The 17,326-nt window shown below is 65.4% G+C and carries 10 protein-coding genes and 1 pseudogene; 5 read left to right on the forward strand and 6 right to left on the reverse strand.

Annotated features, from left to right (window positions below; genetic code table 11):
* Positions 1 to 2,325, forward strand: coding sequence for an FdhF/YdeP family oxidoreductase (locus QE444_RS04300; RefSeq protein ID WP_309737415.1), 2,325 nt, complete (start codon positions 1 to 3; stop codon positions 2,323 to 2,325).
* Between the two features lie 57 nt (positions 2,326 to 2,382).
* On the opposite strand, the gene QE444_RS04305 is transcribed toward QE444_RS04300, so the two are convergent.
* The 3 genes from QE444_RS04305 to QE444_RS04315 are packed head-to-tail and all read right to left on the reverse strand — an operon-like array spanning position 2,383 to position 5,591.
* Positions 2,383 to 2,784 (reverse strand): phosphate ABC transporter substrate-binding protein, encoded by a 402-nt coding sequence (locus QE444_RS04305; protein WP_133860491.1) that lies wholly within the window; start codon positions 2,782 to 2,784, stop codon positions 2,383 to 2,385.
* An 11-nt stretch (positions 2,785 to 2,795) separates the two neighbouring features.
* The gene (locus QE444_RS04310) at positions 2,796 to 3,917 is read right to left on the reverse strand and encodes a hypothetical protein (protein WP_133860492.1); all 1,122 of its coding nucleotides are present in this window, start codon (positions 3,915 to 3,917) and stop codon (positions 2,796 to 2,798) included.
* 51 nt (positions 3,918 to 3,968) lie between these two features.
* Positions 3,969 to 5,591, reverse strand: a complete 1,623-nt coding sequence (locus QE444_RS04315) for a methyl-accepting chemotaxis protein (RefSeq protein WP_309737417.1) — start codon at positions 5,589 to 5,591, stop codon at positions 3,969 to 3,971.
* A gap of 261 nt (positions 5,592 to 5,852) precedes the next feature.
* On the opposite strand from QE444_RS04315, the gene QE444_RS04320 reads away from it, so the two are divergent.
* Entirely contained in the window at positions 5,853 to 6,428 is a 576-nt protein-coding gene (locus QE444_RS04320) for a nucleotidyltransferase family protein (protein WP_309737418.1), read from the forward strand.
* 482 nt (positions 6,429 to 6,910) lie between these two features.
* Here the strand turns inward: QE444_RS04320 and QE444_RS04325 are convergent, their stop codons facing one another.
* Positions 6,911 to 7,174 (reverse strand): hypothetical protein, encoded by a 264-nt coding sequence (locus QE444_RS04325; RefSeq protein ID WP_309737419.1) that lies wholly within the window; start codon positions 7,172 to 7,174, stop codon positions 6,911 to 6,913.
* Positions 7,175 to 7,664: 490 nt separating this feature from the next.
* On the opposite strand from QE444_RS04325, the gene QE444_RS04330 reads away from it, so the two are divergent.
* Both QE444_RS04330 and putA read left to right on the forward strand, forming a co-directional pair.
* A complete protein-coding gene (locus QE444_RS04330; RefSeq protein ID WP_187980921.1) occupies positions 7,665 to 8,654 on the forward strand; it encodes an LLM class oxidoreductase in 990 nt (329 codons plus the stop codon).
* 259 nt (positions 8,655 to 8,913) lie between these two features.
* A pseudogene (gene putA, locus QE444_RS04335) lies at positions 8,914 to 12,883 on the forward strand (trifunctional transcriptional regulator/proline dehydrogenase/L-glutamate gamma-semialdehyde dehydrogenase).
* Positions 12,884 to 13,056: 173 nt separating this feature from the next.
* On the opposite strand, the gene QE444_RS04340 reads toward putA, so the two are convergent.
* Both QE444_RS04340 and QE444_RS04345 read right to left on the reverse strand, forming a co-directional pair.
* The gene (locus QE444_RS04340; protein WP_405046403.1) at positions 13,057 to 15,405 is read right to left on the reverse strand and encodes an FdhF/YdeP family oxidoreductase; all 2,349 of its coding nucleotides are present in this window, start codon (positions 15,403 to 15,405) and stop codon (positions 13,057 to 13,059) included.
* Between the two features lie 76 nt (positions 15,406 to 15,481).
* Positions 15,482 to 15,949 (reverse strand): tRNA (cytidine(34)-2'-O)-methyltransferase, encoded by a 468-nt coding sequence (locus QE444_RS04345; protein WP_133860498.1) that lies wholly within the window; start codon positions 15,947 to 15,949, stop codon positions 15,482 to 15,484.
* Between the two features lie 72 nt (positions 15,950 to 16,021).
* Between QE444_RS04345 and QE444_RS04350 the strand changes: the two genes are divergently transcribed.
* A complete protein-coding gene (locus tag QE444_RS04350; RefSeq protein ID WP_309737420.1) occupies positions 16,022 to 16,579 on the forward strand; it encodes a hypothetical protein in 558 nt (185 codons plus the stop codon).
* Positions 16,580 to 17,326: the final 747 nt, after the last annotated feature.

Below are 17,326 nucleotides of genomic sequence, written 5' to 3' on the forward strand. Positions count from 1 at the left end.
ATGAACAAACCTCAGCAGTCCTTCAAACCCTATCAAGGCCCCGCCGCCGGCTGGGGCGCCCTGAAGAGCGTGGTGCACTTCTGGCTCGACAGCGGCAACGCCTTCAAGAATCTGCGGACGCTGCTCAAGACCAACCAGGACCACGGCTTCGACTGCCCGGGCTGTGCCTGGGGCGAGGCGCCGGAAAACGGCCTGGTGAAGTTCTGCGAGAACGGCGCCAAGGCGGTCAACTGGGAAGCCACCAAGCGCCGTGTCGATGCGGCCTTCTTCGCTCGCCACAGCGTGACCTCGCTGCAGGAGCAGAGCGACTACTGGCTCGAATACCAGGGCCGGCTGACCGAGCCGCTGCGCTATGACGCCGCCACCGATCGCTATGTGCCCATCGCCTGGGATGCCGCCTTCGCGCTGATCGCTAAGGAGCTCAAGGCCCTGGCCAGCCCCGACGAAGCCGAGTTCTATACCTCGGGTCGCGCCAGCAACGAGGCGGCCTTCCTCTACCAGCTGTTCGTGCGCGCCTATGGCACCAACAATTTCCCCGACTGCTCGAACATGTGCCACGAGGCCAGCGGCGTCGGCCTGGGCCGCAGCATCGGCGTCGGCAAGGGCACCGTGACCTATCACGACCTGGACGAGGCCGATGCCATCTTCGTCATCGGCCAGAATCCCGGCACCAACCACCCGCGCATGATCGAGACCCTGCGCAACGCGGTGAAGCGCGGTGCCCAGGTGGTCTGCTTCAACCCGCTCAAGGAGCGTGGCCTGGAGCGCTTCCAGCATCCGCAGAATCCGCTGGAGATGCTCACCAACGACTCGCGGCCGACCAACACCGCCTATTTCCGTCCGGCTCTGGGCGGTGACATGGCGGCGCTGCGCGGTATCGCCAAGTACCTCCTGCAGTGGGAGCGCGAAGCCGCCGCCAAGGGTGGCAAGCGCATCTTCGACCACGATTTCATCGCCGCCCATACCCTCGGCATGGACGACTACCTGGCCCAGGTCGACGCCACCTCCTGGGAGCTGATCGAGCGCCAGTCGGGGCTGTCGCTGCGCGAGATCGAGCAGGCCGCGCGCATGTATGCCCGGGCCGAGAAGGTCATCATCTGCTGGGCCATGGGCATCACCCAGCACCGCCACTCAGTGGCCACGGTGCAGGAGATCGCCAACCTGCAGCTGCTCTGCGGCCAGATCGGCAAGCCTGGCGCCGGTCTCTGTCCGGTGCGCGGCCACAGCAACGTCCAGGGCGACCGCACCATGGGCATCGACGAGAAGGCCCCGGCCTGGCTCAGCGACGCCCTGGCCAAGCGCTTCGCCTTCGAGCCGCCGCGCAACCGTGGTCACAACACCGTGGAGGCCATCGCCGCCATGGAGCAGGGGCAGGCCAAGGTGTTCATCGCCCTGGGCGGCAACTTCGCCCAGGCCACCCCGGACACCTCGCGCACCCACAAGGCGCTGCGCAAGTGCCGGCTGACCGTGCACATCGCCACCAAGCTCAACCGCAGCCACCTGGTGACCGGTCGGCAGGCGCTGATCCTGCCCTGCCTGGGTCGTACCGAGACGGACGTGCAGAAGGGCGGCAAGCAGGCCATCACCGTGGAAGACAGCTTCAGCATGGTGCATGCCTCGGCCGGCATCCTGCGGCCGCTGTCGTCGCAGATGAAGTCCGAGCCGGCCATCGTCGCCGGGCTGGCCAAGGCCACCCTGGGCAACCATCCGGTGGACTGGGACTGGCTGATCGAGGACTACGACCGCATCCGCGACCTGATCGCCGACGTCATCCCCGGTTTCCAGGACTTCAATGCCCGGCTGGCCGCGCCCGGTGGCTTCTACCTGGGCAACAAGGCCGGGCGCCGGGAGTGGAACACCGCCACCGGCAAGGCCAATTTCGCCGCCAATGCGCTGCTGCATGACCTGCTGCCGGACGCGGTCCGCCGCCAGGGCATCAAGCCGGATCTGATCCTGCAGACCATGAGATCCCACGACCAGTACAACACCACCATCTACAGCCTCGACGACCGCTATCGCGGCGTGAAGGGCCAGCGCGACGTGGTCTTCGTCAACCAGGCCGATCTGGATCGGCTGGGCGTGGCCGCCGGCGAGAAGGTGGATCTGGTCGCCCTGTGGGACGACGGCATCGAGCGCCGAGTCCGCGGCTTCACCGCGCTGCCGTTCGACATCCCGGTCGGCCAGGCCGCCGGCTACTACCCGGAGACCAATCCGCTGGTGCCCCTGGAGAGCTACGGCGAGGGCAGCTTCACGCCCACTTCCAAGTTCGTCGCCATCAAGGTCGAGAAGGCCAGCGCCGGCAACCGCATCGCCTCGGTGGCTTGAGGCCTTCCCGGAAATGAAAAAAGCCGTCGCGAGACGGCTTTTTTCATGGTGCGACTATCACTGCAGGGTGAAGAGGACCTTCACCTTGTCGGTGACCGCGGCCTTGTCCACGTAGCCGATGGCGTCGGCTTCGCCGGCTACCTGGGCGACCACGGCGGCGTCGCCGGCCACGCTGGGCAGCGGCTGCCCCTTGCCGGTGAACACCAGGCCCGACCAGTAGGACTTCAGCTGGGCTTCGTTCTTGTTGGCGACCTTGGCATAGAAGGTCTCCTTGGTGGCCGACCAATCCTTCTGGTCGACGCCCTTCAGCGACTTGTCCTTGCCGAGGAAGATGTTGGCCACTTCATCCTGGCCGGGTGTCTTGGCCGCGGCCGGGTTGACGATCACGGCGACTTCGGCGTGGACCAGACCGACGCTGAACAGCAGGGCGGCGCCGGTGAGCAGGCGGAGAGAACTCATGGGCGGATTCCTTAGAAGATGAAGTCGAGGCCGATGCTGACGATGTCGCCGTCGAAGTTGCGCGCCGGCGCGCCGAAGCGACCACCGCTGCGGTCGTAGACGGCGTTGGCGATGCTCTCGCTGTCGGTTTTGACGAAGGTGCCGTTGTAGCCGCCGGTGGTGTCGACGCGCTTGTATTCGCTCTTGAGCACCAGGCTGGGGGTGATGTTGTAGTTCAGGCCATAGGTCCAGGAGCTCTGGCGACCGGCGCGTTCTTCGTCCAGCTGGGCGTAGGTCACGTGGGCCAGGAAGTCACCGAAGCGGCGACCGGCCATCAGGTAGAAGGCGTTGCTGCTGCCCTGGTTGTCGCCCTCGATGACGCGACGGGTCCATTCGTTGCTGGTCAGCCAGGTACCGTTGTCGTACTGGTAGCCGAGCGAGGTGAACTTGCCCTTCTGGTCGTCCAGGGTCAGCAACGGGTAGTGCAGGTCGATGCTCGATTCGGTGTAGGCCAGGCGCACGGTGCCGTACTCGTTGGTCGCCAGGCTGACGTTGGCGGCGGCGATGCGCTTGTAGTCGATGTCGTAGAGATCATCGTTGACGAAGTAGTTGCGATTGACCGCCTGGCCCCCGCTCACCTGGACGTTCAGGGTGCCGAAGGCGACCGGCAGACTCCAGAGGGCGTCGGCGCCTTCGTAGTTGGAGACCTGCACCTGGCTGTAGACCTCGTCGGGCAGGCGCAGCCAGGGGTAGGTGATACCCACGTCCAGGGTCTCGGAATACATGAACACCGGCGTGCGCAGGCGGCCGGCGCGGAAGGTCAGGTTGTCGGTGGCATGGAAGGCCAGATAGGCCCATTCCAGGTTGGCCTTCCACTGGTCCTGCTCGGCCTTGGCGGTGACCTGCACCGTGGCGTCCAGCTTGTCGGTCAGGCCGTACTGGAACTGGCCGCCCAGCTTGCTCAGCTGATCGCCACGCCAGTGATCGTTGGTCTGGCCGTTGATGCCGAAGCTGCGGCCGTCGTCTTCCCCGCCCAGGTGGGTGATGCCGGCGGTGCCGAAGCCGTTGAAGCGGTAGTCGCCCTGATCGAGGGCGAGCGCGGATCCCGCGCAGGTGAGGGCCGCGCCGAAGGCGAGCAGACGTGCAAAAGCCATGGAAATGCTCCTAGAGGTTTCTCGGTATAGGGAAAGTCGGTAGCGGGCTAGCTAGATGCGGAAGCGCGAGGTCGCCTGCCGGAGATCGGTGTCGACCACCACCAGTTGCTCGCCCATGCGGGCGGTGGCGGTGGTGCTGTCCGCACTGGACTGGGTATCGGTCTGCAGGCGGCGGGTGTCGCTGCTGATCGAATCGGAAAGACTCAGCTGCTCGCCGGTGAGCAGGGCGATCTGAGCGTTGTAGTCGTTGATGCGCGCCACGGCCTGGGCGATGCCTTCGAGCATCGCGGTGGCGGCCTGGGAGCTGCTGGCGCTGACCTGCGCCTGGGTATGGCTGCCCTGCATGGCCTGCAGCACGCGCTGGGCGTTGCCCTGCAGGCGTTCGATGATCTGCTGGATCTCGGCGGTGGAGCGCGCGGTCTTCTGCGCCAGATTGCGCACCTCGTCGGCCACCACGGCAAAGCCGCGGCCCTGTTCGCCGGCGCGCGCGGCCTCGATGGCGGCGTTGAGCGCCAGCAGATTGGTCTGCTCGGCGATGGACTTGATCACGTCCAGCACCAGCCCGACCTGGCGGGTTTCCTGTTCCAGCTGCTGCATGGACTCGGCCGACTGGCGCACGCTGTCGTCGAGTTCGCCCATGTTGCGCGACAGCTGGCCGATGCTGGTACGGGCGGCGGCGGACTGCTCGGCCGCGGCGGAGGCCTGGTCAGCGGCCTCGCGCGAGCGGTCGGCCACCTCATGCAGGTTGGTGTTCATGGTCTGGATGTCACGGCCGATGGACTCGGTGTGACCCTGCTGGGAACGAGCGTTGTTCTCCACCGTCTGGGTGAGTCTGTAGAGCTCGCCGGACACCTGGCCCAGCGGGTGGGCGGCATCGACGATGGCCTTGATGGTGCCCTGCAGCTGATCGAGAAAGACGTTGAACAGTGCGGTCATCTGGCCGATCTCGTCCCGCGAGCCGACCTGCAGGCGACGGGTGAGGTCGCCGTCGCCCTCGGCGATGGCGCGCAGCGAGGTGATCACCTCGCGCACGCTGCCGAGCACGCTGCGGATGGTCAGCACGGCGGCGCCGGCCAGGATCACCACCAGCAGCAGACTCAGCCAGATGCCGACCCGGGTGGTGTCGGCATTCTGGTCGCGGGCCTGGGCCAGGGTCTGCTGGAAGTCGGTATAGGCATGGCTGCGCAGGGTGGTGCCCAGCTGCTGGGCAGCGGCGAGATCCGTGGCCATGCGGTCCAGATTGGGCCGCAGGGAATCGAAGGAGCCGCTGCCCTTGATCAGTTGCTCGGAGGCGCTCAGGGCGTTGTCCGCATAGCGATGGATACCCTGGCGCCAGCCGGAGATCTCGTCGTTGCGCGCCGAGGTCTGGCGGGTGAGGTCGCCCATTTCCTGCAGGCGGCTGTCGATGTCGTCGACCACCTTGCGGGCCTCGCCCAGGGTTTCCAGTTCACTGGCGGTCACGGCGCTGTTGAACAGTCCGGGCAGGCGGGAAAACTGGAAGAGCACCGCGTCGGCCTTTTCCAGCAGCGGATAGCTGTGATTTTCCAGCTGGTCGAGACGTTGATCGTTGCCAGCCAGCTGGGCGGAGGTATAGGCCACGTAGAGCAGCAGGCCCAGCAGAGCGGCAGCCGGCAGCAGCGACAGCTTGAGCGTCAGCGACAGGTTACGAAACATCTACACCTCGGGAAGCATGGGCAGTAGCAAGCAGCGAGGTGCGGCACCCTCTTTTCGAGCGAGGGCTTGCCAAGGGTCATGTCCTGACCGGTCACCACGTCCTGTTGGCCTCGCAAACGTGATTTAGCGAAGCCGTCACATTTTCGACATCTGCTGGTAAAACTTAAGACGACCAAACGTTATCGCGATTATTGGCGATGGGCGTTGCGAAAGGCGGTGCAGGCGGTCATCTTCGGGATTTCCAGACTGACCAGTCCTGCCATGACCCCCGTGTTCTCCCAGATCGAGTCCTGGTTGAAGGCCGATGCCGAGCATCTGCGCCTGCTGCGCGTCCTCGCCGACCTGCAGCTGCCAGATGCCTGGCTGGCTGCAGGCTTCGTGCGCAACCTGGTCTGGGATCGACTGCATGGCCATGCCGAATCGACGCCGCTGGCGGATCTGGATGTCATCCATTTCGACGCGACCGACTGTCGACCCGAGCGGGACAGGTCCATCGAGATGACGCTGGCGGAGCGGGCGCCGGGTCGGCCCTGGTCGGTGAAGAATCAGGCGCGGATGCATCTGCGCAATGACGATCGCCCTTATCGCGACTGCCGGGATGCCATGGCCCATTGGCCTGAGATGCAAACGGCCCTGGCCGCGCGCCTGACCGCCGAAGGTGAGCTCGAAGTCGTCAGTCCCTTCGCCCAGGAAGGGCTCCTGGCCCTGCATCTCACGCCCAATCCCTGGCGGCCCCGGCCGGAAGCCTTTCGCCAGCGGCTCGCGACCAAGGGCTGGCTGGAGCGCTGGCCGCGATTGCAGGTACGACCGGATCGCCTGAACGACGACCAGGGTTGAGCAGCAGCGGCGCTGGGAAAGCGTTCATTGCCAGGAACTCGGCAACACGCCAGGCCTTGCCGCCGTAGTGATATCGAAAGGCCTGTGCAGAAATTATCGAGCGATTCGGTGATAAATACCGGAGTGCCAGGTAGAACTATATGTTGAGATAAGAGATATCGTTCAACCGATAACAACAGAGAGCAGGTTGTGGAATCCTTGTTTCAAGTTTATGACTGTTGAGGATTCTCTTCGTCCAAAGGCTGACGAACTTCGGTCAGGATGAAGGCTTTATTATTCCCATAACTTCGTAGTTGGTTTTCACTCGATAACCGGGCTTCTTCCGCTGCAGGCTTCTGGCTGGTTGAAGTGTCGCCGAAGTGCATGGACAAGACGCCCCCTGGGCGTCAGGCCTGAACGAGCCCCCGATCATCAATGCCCGAGGTCTTCCGTCCGCGACGAGAGCAGGCCGGGAGTTCGGCGGAACGGGAGCCGAACAGGTATCAGACCCTGAAGCGCGACGTCAGCTCTTGCAGCTGCAGGCTCAGGTTGGCCAGCTCGGTGCTGGAACCGGCGGTTTCTCGGTGGCGGCTGCGGTCTGGTCGGCGACTTCGTGGACCTTGACCACGCTGCGGCTGGTTGAACTGTTCGATCAGGTTGCCGCGTCGGCCCAGGGCCTGGATGCCGTTCCAACCGGCATAGGCGATAGCCAGGGTCAGGATGATCAGGACGGTAAAGCCGGAAAACAGCTTCGTACGAACACTCATGTTGCTCATTTTCATGGGGCTATTTCCCAACGTTCGGCGGAAAGTTCCGGGGTTCGAGGAGTGCTGAGGGCGTCGGATTCTAGCCGAGGGTCATGGGGAAAAGTTTGGTATTTACAACATTTAAATAATGGTAAGTCTAATCTTTATGTAAAGGCTTAAAGAGGGATTCCGCTGTTTGCTGGTCCTCAGTATCGGGACTATTGAAGAAGTAGATTCTTGGCCACGAAGTTCAGGTGAAACGAGTGGTGCCGTTTTAATGGGCTATTTTTTATTAGTCATGCTTTAGTGATACAGCCAAAGGGTGGGGATCGAGAGGTCCTGGCCTGGACTCGGCAGGGAAGGGCGGCTGGAGGCTTCGTCGCCAGCAGGTGCGGCCCCCTTGGCGGAGATGAGCGACGCCTCGCGCTCTCATCGGTTGTCTGGCGAACCCTGGAATGCCGTTAGACTCCATAGAAAGGTCATCCGCTTTCCCTCTCCGGCAAGGAATCCCATGTCCACCACGGAGCGTCGCCGCGCCTTTCTGCAGCATCCGGGCTTTTCGCGACTTTTCGCGCCGGGTCGTCTGACCCTGGGTTTTCTGCTGCCGCTGGAAGGCTATCCTGACGATCCCATGCCGACCCTGCGCGACCATGCCCGCCTGGCGCGGCTGGCCGACCAGCTGGGCTTCGCGGCACTCTGGGCGCGCGACGTGCCCTTCTACGATCCCGGTTTCAACGACGCCGGCCAGGTGTTCGAGCCCTTCACCTATCTCGGCTACCTGGCGGGCATCACCCAGCACCTGACCCTGGCCACCGGCAGCGCCGTCATCACCCTGCGCCATCCGCTGCACCTGGCCAAGATGGCGGCCTCGGTCGACCAGTTGAGCGATGGTCGGCTGGTGCTGGGGGTGGCCTCCGGCGATCGTCCGGTGGAGTACCCGGCCTTTGGCCTGGAGAGCGAATTCGAGCGGCGAGGCGAGCGCTTCCGCGATGCCTTCGAGATGTTTCGCCTGGCCGGCGAGACCAATTTTCCCCGGGGTGAATTTCGCCGTTTCGGCGATCTGCAGGGATTGGCCGATCTGGTGCCCAAACCGGTGCACGGCCGCATCCCGGCGCTGGTGACCGGGCGCAGTCGGCAGACGGTGGACTGGATCGCCGCCAAGGCCGATGGCTGGTTCTACTACTTCGTGCCCGCCGAGCACGTCCCGGCCCTGACGCGGGTCTGGCGCGAGGCGCTGGACGAGATCGGCGGGCGCGAGCTGTTCAAGCCCTTCGCCCAGGGGCTGTTCTTCGAACTGGCCAGCGATCCGGCCCAGCCGCCTCGGCCCATCCATGCCGGACTGTCCTGCGGGCGGCGAGCGCTGGTGGACTACCTTGCCCAGTTGCAGGAGGCGGGGGTCAATCACCTGGCGCTCAACCTGCGGCCCTCGCGGCGTCCGGCCAGCGAAGTGGTCCAGGAACTGGGCGAATTCGTCCTGCCGCATTTCCCTTCCCTGGCCTGAAGCCAGCGCCTTGGTGTGAAGCCAGGTAACACTTGCCAGGCTAACGATCGCTCTTCGTCCGGCAGGCTCTCCTCTGCCGGGGGTTCAACCTGGTCGCACCCCTTGGCCTGATCTCTGCATAGCCTTGCGATCTGTTACCTACCTGTTGGTGCAACCAGATCGACGGTAGAACCTCATGGGTTGCACTTGGTTGCACTTTTATTTCGAGCAGCGCTAAGCTGCGCCGAATTTCGACGCCTTCTTGCTTGAGGACCTGCGCATGGCCACTACCACTACCCTGGGCGTAAAGCTCGACGAAGCCACCCGCGATCGCCTCAAGGAAGCGGCGCGCCGCATTGATCGGACGCCTCACTGGCTGATCAAGCAGGCCATCTATACCTATCTGGAGACCCTGGAAAGCGGCGCGACCCTGGCCGATCTGCAGGGTATTGCCCAGCGTCTGGCCGAGGGCGACAACGAAGCCGTCGAGGCCCTGGCCGATCCGGTCTACCAGCCGTTCCTGGAGTTCGCCGAGAGCATCCTGCCGCAATCCGTGCTGCGCTCGGCCATCACCGCCGCCTATCGCCGGCCGGAAGAAGAGCTGCTACCGCTGCTGCTGGAGCAGGCGCGCCTGCCCGCGGCCCAGGCCAAGGCTACCCACGAACTGGCCCATCGCATCGCCGAGAAGCTGCGCAATGCCAAGGGTGCAACCGGGCGCTCCGGAATGGTGCAGAGTCTGCTCCGCGAGTTCTCGCTGTCCTCCCAGGAGGGCGTGGCCCTGATGTGCCTGGCCGAAGCCCTGTTGCGCATCCCGGACAAGGGCACCCGTGATGCCCTGATCCGCGACAAGATCAGCACCGGCAACTGGCAGCCGCACCTGGGCAACAGCCCGTCGCTGTTCGTCAATGCCGCCACCTGGGGTCTGCTGCTGACCGGTCGCCTGGTGTCGACCCACAACGAGGCCGGCCTCACCAGCTCGCTCAATCGCCTCATCGGCAAGAGCGGCGAGCCGGTGATCCGCAAGGGCGTGGACATGGCCATGCGCCTGATGGGCGAGCAGTTCGTCACCGGCGAGACCATCGCCGAGGCCCTGGCCAACGCCAGCAAGTTCGAGGCGAAGGGCTTCCGCTACAGCTACGACATGCTGGGTGAAGCGGCCCTGACCGAGGCCGACGCGCGCCGCTACCTGGCCTCCTACGAGCAGGCCATCCACTCCATCGGCAAGGCCTCCCACGGTCGCGGCATCTACGAAGGCCCGGGCATCTCCATCAAGCTCTCGGCGCTGCATCCGCGCTACAGCCGCGCCCAGTACGACCGGGTGATGAGCGAACTCTACCCGCGCCTGCTGGAACTGACCCTGCTGGCCAAGCGCTACGACATCGGCCTGAACATCGACGCTGAGGAAGCCGATCGCCTGGAGATCTCCCTGGATCTGCTGGAGCGCTTGTCCTTCGAACCGCAACTGGCCGGCTGGAACGGCATCGGCTTCGTCATCCAGGCCTACCAGAAGCGCTGCCCGCTGGTGATCGACTACCTGATCGACCTGGCCCGGCGCAGTCGTCGCCGCCTGATGATCCGCCTGGTCAAGGGCGCCTACTGGGACAGCGAGATCAAGCGCGCTCAGGTGGAGGGCCTGGAGGGTTATCCGGTCTATACCCGCAAGGTCTACACCGACGTGGCCTACCTGGCCTGCGCCCGCAAGCTGCTGGCCGCGCCGGAAGCCATCTACCCGCAATTCGCCACCCACAACGCCCACACCCTGGCCGCCATCTACCAGCTCGGCGGGCAGAACTATTACCCCGGCCAGTACGAATTCCAGTGCCTGCACGGCATGGGTGAGCCGCTGTACGAGCAGGTGGTGGGCAGCGTCAAGGACGGCAAGCTGGCGCGGCCCTGCCGCATCTATGCCCCGGTGGGCACCCACGAGACGCTGCTGGCCTACCTGGTCCGCCGCCTCCTGGAAAACGGCGCCAACACCTCCTTCGTCAACCGCATCGCCGACCACTCCATCTCCCTCGACGAGCTGGTGGCCGATCCGGTGGTACAGATCGAGCAGCAGTCCACCAGCGAAGGCGCCATCGGCCTGCCGCATCCGCGCATTCCCCACCCGAGCGCCCTGTACGGTGCCGAGCGTTGCAATTCCAGCGGCCTGGACCTGTCCAGCGAGCACCGCCTGGGTTCGCTGTCGGCCGCGCTGCTGGCCAGTGGCAACACCGCCTGGGAAGCCCGTCCGCTGCTGGGTCGCGCCAGCGAGCCGTCGATTCCGCAGCCGGTGCTCAATCCGGCCGATCGCCGCGACCGTGTCGGCCAGGTCAGCAACGCCACTCGCGCCGATGTCGACATCGCCCTGGAAGAGGCCCTGGCCGCCGCGCCCATCTGGCAATCCACCCCGCCCGAGCAGCGCGCCGCGGCCCTGGATCGCGCCGCCGAACTGATGGAGGCGCAGCTGCAGCCATTGATGGGCCTCCTGGTGCGCGAGGCTGGCAAGACCTACGCCAACGCCATCGCCGAGGTACGCGAGGCAGTGGATTTCCTGCGCTACTACGCCGCCTTGGTGCGCCGTGACTTCGCCAATGACAGCCACCGCCCGCTGGGCCCGGTGGTCTGCATCAGCCCCTGGAACTTCCCCCTGGCCATCTTCAGCGGCCAGATCGCCGCAGCCCTGGCCGCCGGCAACACCGTGCTGGCCAAGCCGGCCGAGCAGACCCCGCTGATCGCCGCCCAGGCCGTGCGTCTGTTGCTGGAAGCCGGCATCCCCGAGGGCGTGCTGCAGTTGCTGCCAGGCGAGGGCTCCACCATCGGCGCCGCCCTGGTCAACGATGTGCGGGTCAAGGGCGTGATGTTCACCGGCTCCACCGAGGTGGCCCAGATCCTGGCGCGCAACATCGCCGGACGCCTGGACGCCCAGGGCCGGCCGATCCCGCTGATCGCCGAGACCGGTGGCCAGAACGCCATGATCGTCGACTCCTCGGCGCTGGCCGAGCAGGTGGTGACCGACGTGGTCGCCTCCGCCTTCGACAGCGCCGGCCAGCGCTGCTCGGCCCTGCGCGTGCTCTGCGTGCAGGACGACGTGGCCGATCGCGTGCTGGAAATGCTCAAGGGTGCCATGGCGGAGTGCCGCCTGGGCAACCCGGAGAACCTGGCCATCGACATCGGCCCGGTGATCGACGGCGAGGCCAAGACCACCATCGACAAGCACATCCAGACCCTGAGAGGCAAAGGCCGCCGGGTGCACCAGGGCGGTCGCGTCGAAGGCGACGCTATCCACCGTGGCACCTTCGTCATGCCCACTCTGATCGAGCTGGAAAGCCTGGCCGAATTGGGTCGCGAGGTCTTCGGGCCGGTGTTGCACGTGGTGCGCTATGGCCGCAAGGACCTGGACAAGGTCATCGACCAGATCAATGCCACCGGCTACGGCCTGACCTTTGGCGTCCACACCCGCATCGACGAGACCATCGCCAAGGTGATCGAGCGTGCCCATGCCGGCAACCTCTACGTCAACCGCAACATGGTCGGCGCGGTGGTCGGGGTGCAGCCCTTCGGCGGCGAAGGCCTCTCGGGCACCGGTCCCAAGGCGGGGCGGTCCGCTCTACCTCTATCGCCTGCTCAGCACCCGTCCGGATGGCGATCCCGCCGTGGCCCTGGCCAAGGGCAGCACCGGCGAGACCGAATGGCAGGTGCGTGATGCCCTGCGTCAGCAGGCCGGCAATCCGCTGGGCGCCCTGCACGACTGGGCCAGGCAGCAGGGCCTGGGCGAGCTGGAGCAGGCCTGCCTGAGATTCGCCGAAGAATCCCTGAGCGGCCTGACCCGCCTGCTGCCGGGTCCGACCGGCGAGCGCAACAGCTACAGCCTGCTGCCACGTAGCCGGGTGCTGTGCCTGGCGGCCGACGACAGCGATCTGCTGCTGCAACTGGCAGCGGTCATGGCGGTGGGCAGCACGGCGCTGATCGAGGAGGCCCACAAGGCCACCCAGAATCGCCTGCCGCAGGCTGTACGCTCGCGGGTGCAGGTGGCGGCCGACTGGCGCAAGGACGAGGTCGCCTTCGAAGCGGTCCTGCACCATGGCGATTCCGATCAACTGCGCCAGGTCTGCCAGCAGGTGGCCAAGCGCAATGGTCCCATCGTCGGCGTCCAGGGCCTGGCCCGTGGCGAAACCGCCATCCCGCTGGAGCGCCTGCTCATCGAGCGCGCCCTGAGCGTGAACACGGCAGCGGCCGGCGGCAATGCCAGTCTGATGACCATCGGCTAAGGGATGGTCGGGCTGAGCTGAATGCAGCGAAGTCCGACATTCGTGTAGCCGTTGGGCTTCGCCGATGGAGCTGTCTCAACCCAACCTACGGAAATTCATTCGTAGGTTGGGTTGAGCGCAGCCAAGTCCGACAGGCAGGCCATGGCCTCGCTCAGGCGAGACTCCAGCAGGACCTAATACTGCGCCCCATACCCCTCCGGCTCCACTGGAAAGCTGCCATCGTTGGCGGCGATCAGCTTGTTCAGGCGAACCGGGATGGCCTTGGCCGCCGGTACCTTGCTGCCTTCGGCATGGTGCCAAAGCGGGATCAGGGCATTGCATTCCGGGTAGTAGCCGCCACAGGTGCCTTCCGGAATGTTGTAGGGCGTGACCCGCAGCGGTCCCACTTCGCGGCGCACGCCATCGTCGGCCACCGTCGACACCTGCACCTTGTCACCCTCGGCCAGGCCCAGGCGTTCGATGTCGTTGCGATTCATGAAGAGCACCGCCCGGGTGCCCTTCACGCCGCGGAAACGATCGTGATAGCCGTAGATGGTGGTGTTGAACTGGTCGTTGCTGCGCAGCGTCATCAGGGTCAGGACGTCACGCCCGCTCGCGGGCATGTCCGGGTCTTCTTCCAGGCTGCGTGGCACGATGAGATTGGCCTTGCCGGTTTCGGTCTTCCACTCGCGCTTGGCCGCTGGCAGCGGACGATGGAAGCCACCTACCTCCCACATCCGCGCATTGAAGTCGTGGAAGATCTCCGGAAAGGAGAGGGCGATTTCGTCGCGGATCAGGCCATAGTCGGCCACCCAGGCATCCCAGGTGACCTTGGGGTTGTCCGGCAGGGTAGCCTTCGCCAACCCGGCGACGATGGCTGGCTCGGACAGCAACTCACCCTCGGGCGGCTCGGCCGCGCCGCGCCAGCCGTGGATGCAGCCGGTGCTGTCCTCGGTGCTATGGGCCTGTTCCACCTCGTTCTGGCGATCGATCTCGGTCCGCCCCAAGCAGGGCAGCAGATAGGCTTTGTCCGCCGGCACCAGATGATTGCGATTGAGCTTGGTGGCGATCTGTACCGACAGGCGCAGGGTGCGCCAGGCGGGCTCCATCAGGCTGGTCTCGGGAATGGCGCGCAGGAAGTTGCCGCCCAGGCCGATGAAGGCCTTTACCGAGCCGTCGAGGATGCCTTCGCAGGCCTCTACGGTATTGCGGCCCTTGTCTTGCGGCGGGGCGAAGCCGAAACGCTCGCCCAACTGCTTCAATGGCGCCAGTTCCGGTTTTTCGGTGATACCCACGGTGCGCTGACCCTGGACATTGGAATGCCCTCTGACCGGACAGATACCGGCACCAGGCTTGCCGAGGTTGCCGCGCAGCAGCAGCAGGTTGGCCAGCATCTGGATGGTTTCCACCCCGTAGCGATGCTGGGTCAGCCCCATGCCATAGATACCGATGACCTTCTGGCAGCGGGCATAGACAGTGGCGGCCGCTTCCAGCGCGCTGCGGGTAAGGCCCGACTGGCGCTCCAGCTGCGGCCACTCCTGGCGTTGCAGCCATTCGCAGAAGTCGGCGAAGCCATGGCAGTGCTCGGCGATGAAGGCATGGTCGAGCACCGCGGCCTGGCCCTGTTCACGAGCCTGGTCATCGGCGGTCAGCAGCGCCTTGCACATGCCGGTAAGGGCCGCGAGGTCGCCACCCGGCTTGAGCTGATGGTACTGGGTGCTGATCTGGGTGGGATGGTCGGTCAGCATCTCCACTGGCGATTGTGGATTGACGAAAGTCTCCAGGCCACGTTCGCGCAGGGGATTGAAGGTGATGATAGGCGCGCCACGTTTGCGTGCTTCCTGCAGGTCATGCAGCATCCGCGGGCTGTTGCTGCCCGGATTCTGACCAAAGAACAGCAGGCAGTCGGTCTGATCGAAGTCGTCGAGGGTCACGGTGCCCACGGTCACGCCGATGCTCTTGGGCAGGGCCACCGAGGTGCTTTCGTGGCACATGTTGGAACTGTCCGGCAGGTTGTTGGTGCCGTACAGGCGGGCATAGAGCTGATAGAGGTAAGAGGTTTCCAGCGCGGCCCGACCCGAGGCGTAGAAGATCACCGAGTCCGGATCCAGCGCCTTGAGTTCGGCGCCGATGTCGGCGAAGGCCTCGGCCCAGCTCACCGGCCGATAACGGTCGCTGGCGGCGTCGTAGCGCAGGGGGTGGGTCAGGCGTCCGACCTCTTCCAGGTCGTAGTCGCGCCAGCCGCGCAGTTCGGTGAGGGAATGGCCGGCAAAGAATTCCGGTCCGCACCTCTTGCTGGTGACCTCCCAGGCAGTGGCCTTGGCGCCGTTCTCGCAGAATTCCAGCGGGTGGGGCTTGCCCGGCTTGGCCCAGGCGCAACTCACGCAGGCGAAACCGCCGTGCTTGTTCTGCCTGGCCAGCAGGGCGCCGGACTTGAGCGGCACCCGTTCGCGCAGGACGATCTCGGTCACCGAGCGCGCCGAGCCCCAGCCACCGGAGGGCGCATCGTAGCGTTCAACCTTGGGTTTGCCGATCTTGCTCATGGTGCGCCTCGTGTGACGGTCTGGCGATGTGCCTGTAGGTCATGGGACGGCGCGTCTGGCGGGAAGGTTCTGACGGTCAGCCCGGCGGTGCGGCGAAGTCCAGTTGCCGCCAGCCTTCGTAGACCGCCACGGCCACGGTGTTGGACAGATTGAGGCTGCGGCGATTGGGCAGCATGGGCAGGCGCAGCCGCTGCTCGGGCGGCAGGGACTCCAGCACCTCGGCCGGCAGGCCGCGACTTTCCGGGCCGAACAGCAGCGCATCGCCCGGCGCATAGGCGATCTCGGTGAAGGGATGGCTGGCCTTGGTGGTGAAGGCCAGCAGTCGGGGTGGCTGCAAATCTGCTATACAGGCCGCGAGGCTGGCATGGGTCCGCACGCTGGACCACTCGTGGTAGTCCAAGCCGGCGCGGCGCAATTTCTTGTCGTCCAGCGCAAAGCCCAGTGGCTCGATCAGATGCAGGCGGCAGCCGGTGATGGCGCACAGGCGAATGACGTTGCCGGTATTGGGCGGAATTTCCGGTTGGTAGAGGATGATGTCGAACATGAAGGGCAGGGCGCCTGGCAAAGCGCCTATGGTACTGCGCCACCGTCGCGCCGTCGCGAGCGGGGTAGGGCGATGAACCTCTGGCGCCGGCTGGTCGACTGGCTGTTGCGCGAACAGCGCGCCCGCCGGGAAGAACTGGCGCGGGTGGAGGATCCCGACCTGCTCAAGGCCGAATGGCGCAGCCAGCGCCAGCGCCTGACCCTCTGGCTGGCCTCGGTGGCGCTGGGCGCCGGTCTGTTCGGCATGATCATCGGCCAGCTGGTGTACCAGCGTACCCATCCCGATCCCTGGTCGTCCGAGGCCCGCCGCCCGGTCATCCTGGGGGTGGACAGTCGCCAGGAAGCCGGCCGCTTCGAATTGCTGATCACCGCCGATCGCTCGCTGTTCTACGAACGCTATCGCCCCGACGGCGCCCTCAGCCTGCGCCTGCCCCGCGCCCGCTGGGACGGCGGCGAACGCCAGGGGCGGGTGGCGCGGCCGGGCGGCAGCTTTTCCTGGACGGTACGCCAGGACGGACAGGACCTGAAGATTTTGCTGGTAGGCGTTGGCGGCGCCCTGCAGGCCAGTGATCGTATTGCCGAGGAAGGCGAGGACTGGGTGCTCCACGTCGAGGTCCCGCTGACCCCCTGAAATGCCCCGTTATCAGGCAAAGGGCCGCTGGTTTGCACCAGGGCGGAACGGGATGTGGCGCCGAGTTGCCTAGGTGCTTCATCTGCCACGGCCAATCCCATGGGCTTGGCCGTGGGGTGAAAAGCGCTCTAGCCTGGGGTTCGCGACTTTTCACGGACGAAAAAAAGAGGCCATCACAGTGAGTGATGGCCTCGGGAAGAAAAGAGGGGATTCCCCAGCCTGCCTGTACCGAGGTCCCCAAAAGGGTAGTTACCTAGGATATTGCAGGAGGTGTGCCAAGTTTTGGTTTGGGTGTTTTGGGGGGCTTTGTTACCTGGGTTGAGCGTTAGCGAAGCCCAAACGTCTCGGGTTCGGGCTTAAGGCTGCCTCAGCTGATTATCGCAGTTTGCTGATCGTTTTATTTTCGCCCCCCTCGGGCGAGTCACTTTTGCCAGTCGCGGCTGCGCGCCCCGGACAAAAGTAACCAAAAACGCTGTCCCCACGTTTCGGCCCTCCGCTGCGCTCCGGGTCCCCTCACTCCGGCGCCGATCCGGGGGGCACGGCACGAAGGGGCCTCCTGCCCCTCGTGCCTTGCTCGGCGTCCTGCCTCGCAACCCCCGCCACGACACCGGAACTCGGCCTCACTGACGGGGACGGGGCGCCAGCCTGAGAGTTCGGAGTTCAGGGGGGCGTAGCGTGGAAAACCGCGCAGCGTTTTCCACTGTTGGGCACCGACATCATCAGTGGACAAGGCTTCGCCCTTGTCCA

The organism is Pseudomonas sp. SORGH_AS_0199, from assembly GCF_031453735.1.
Taxonomy (GTDB): domain Bacteria; phylum Pseudomonadota; class Gammaproteobacteria; order Pseudomonadales; family Pseudomonadaceae; genus Chryseomonas; species Chryseomonas aestiva.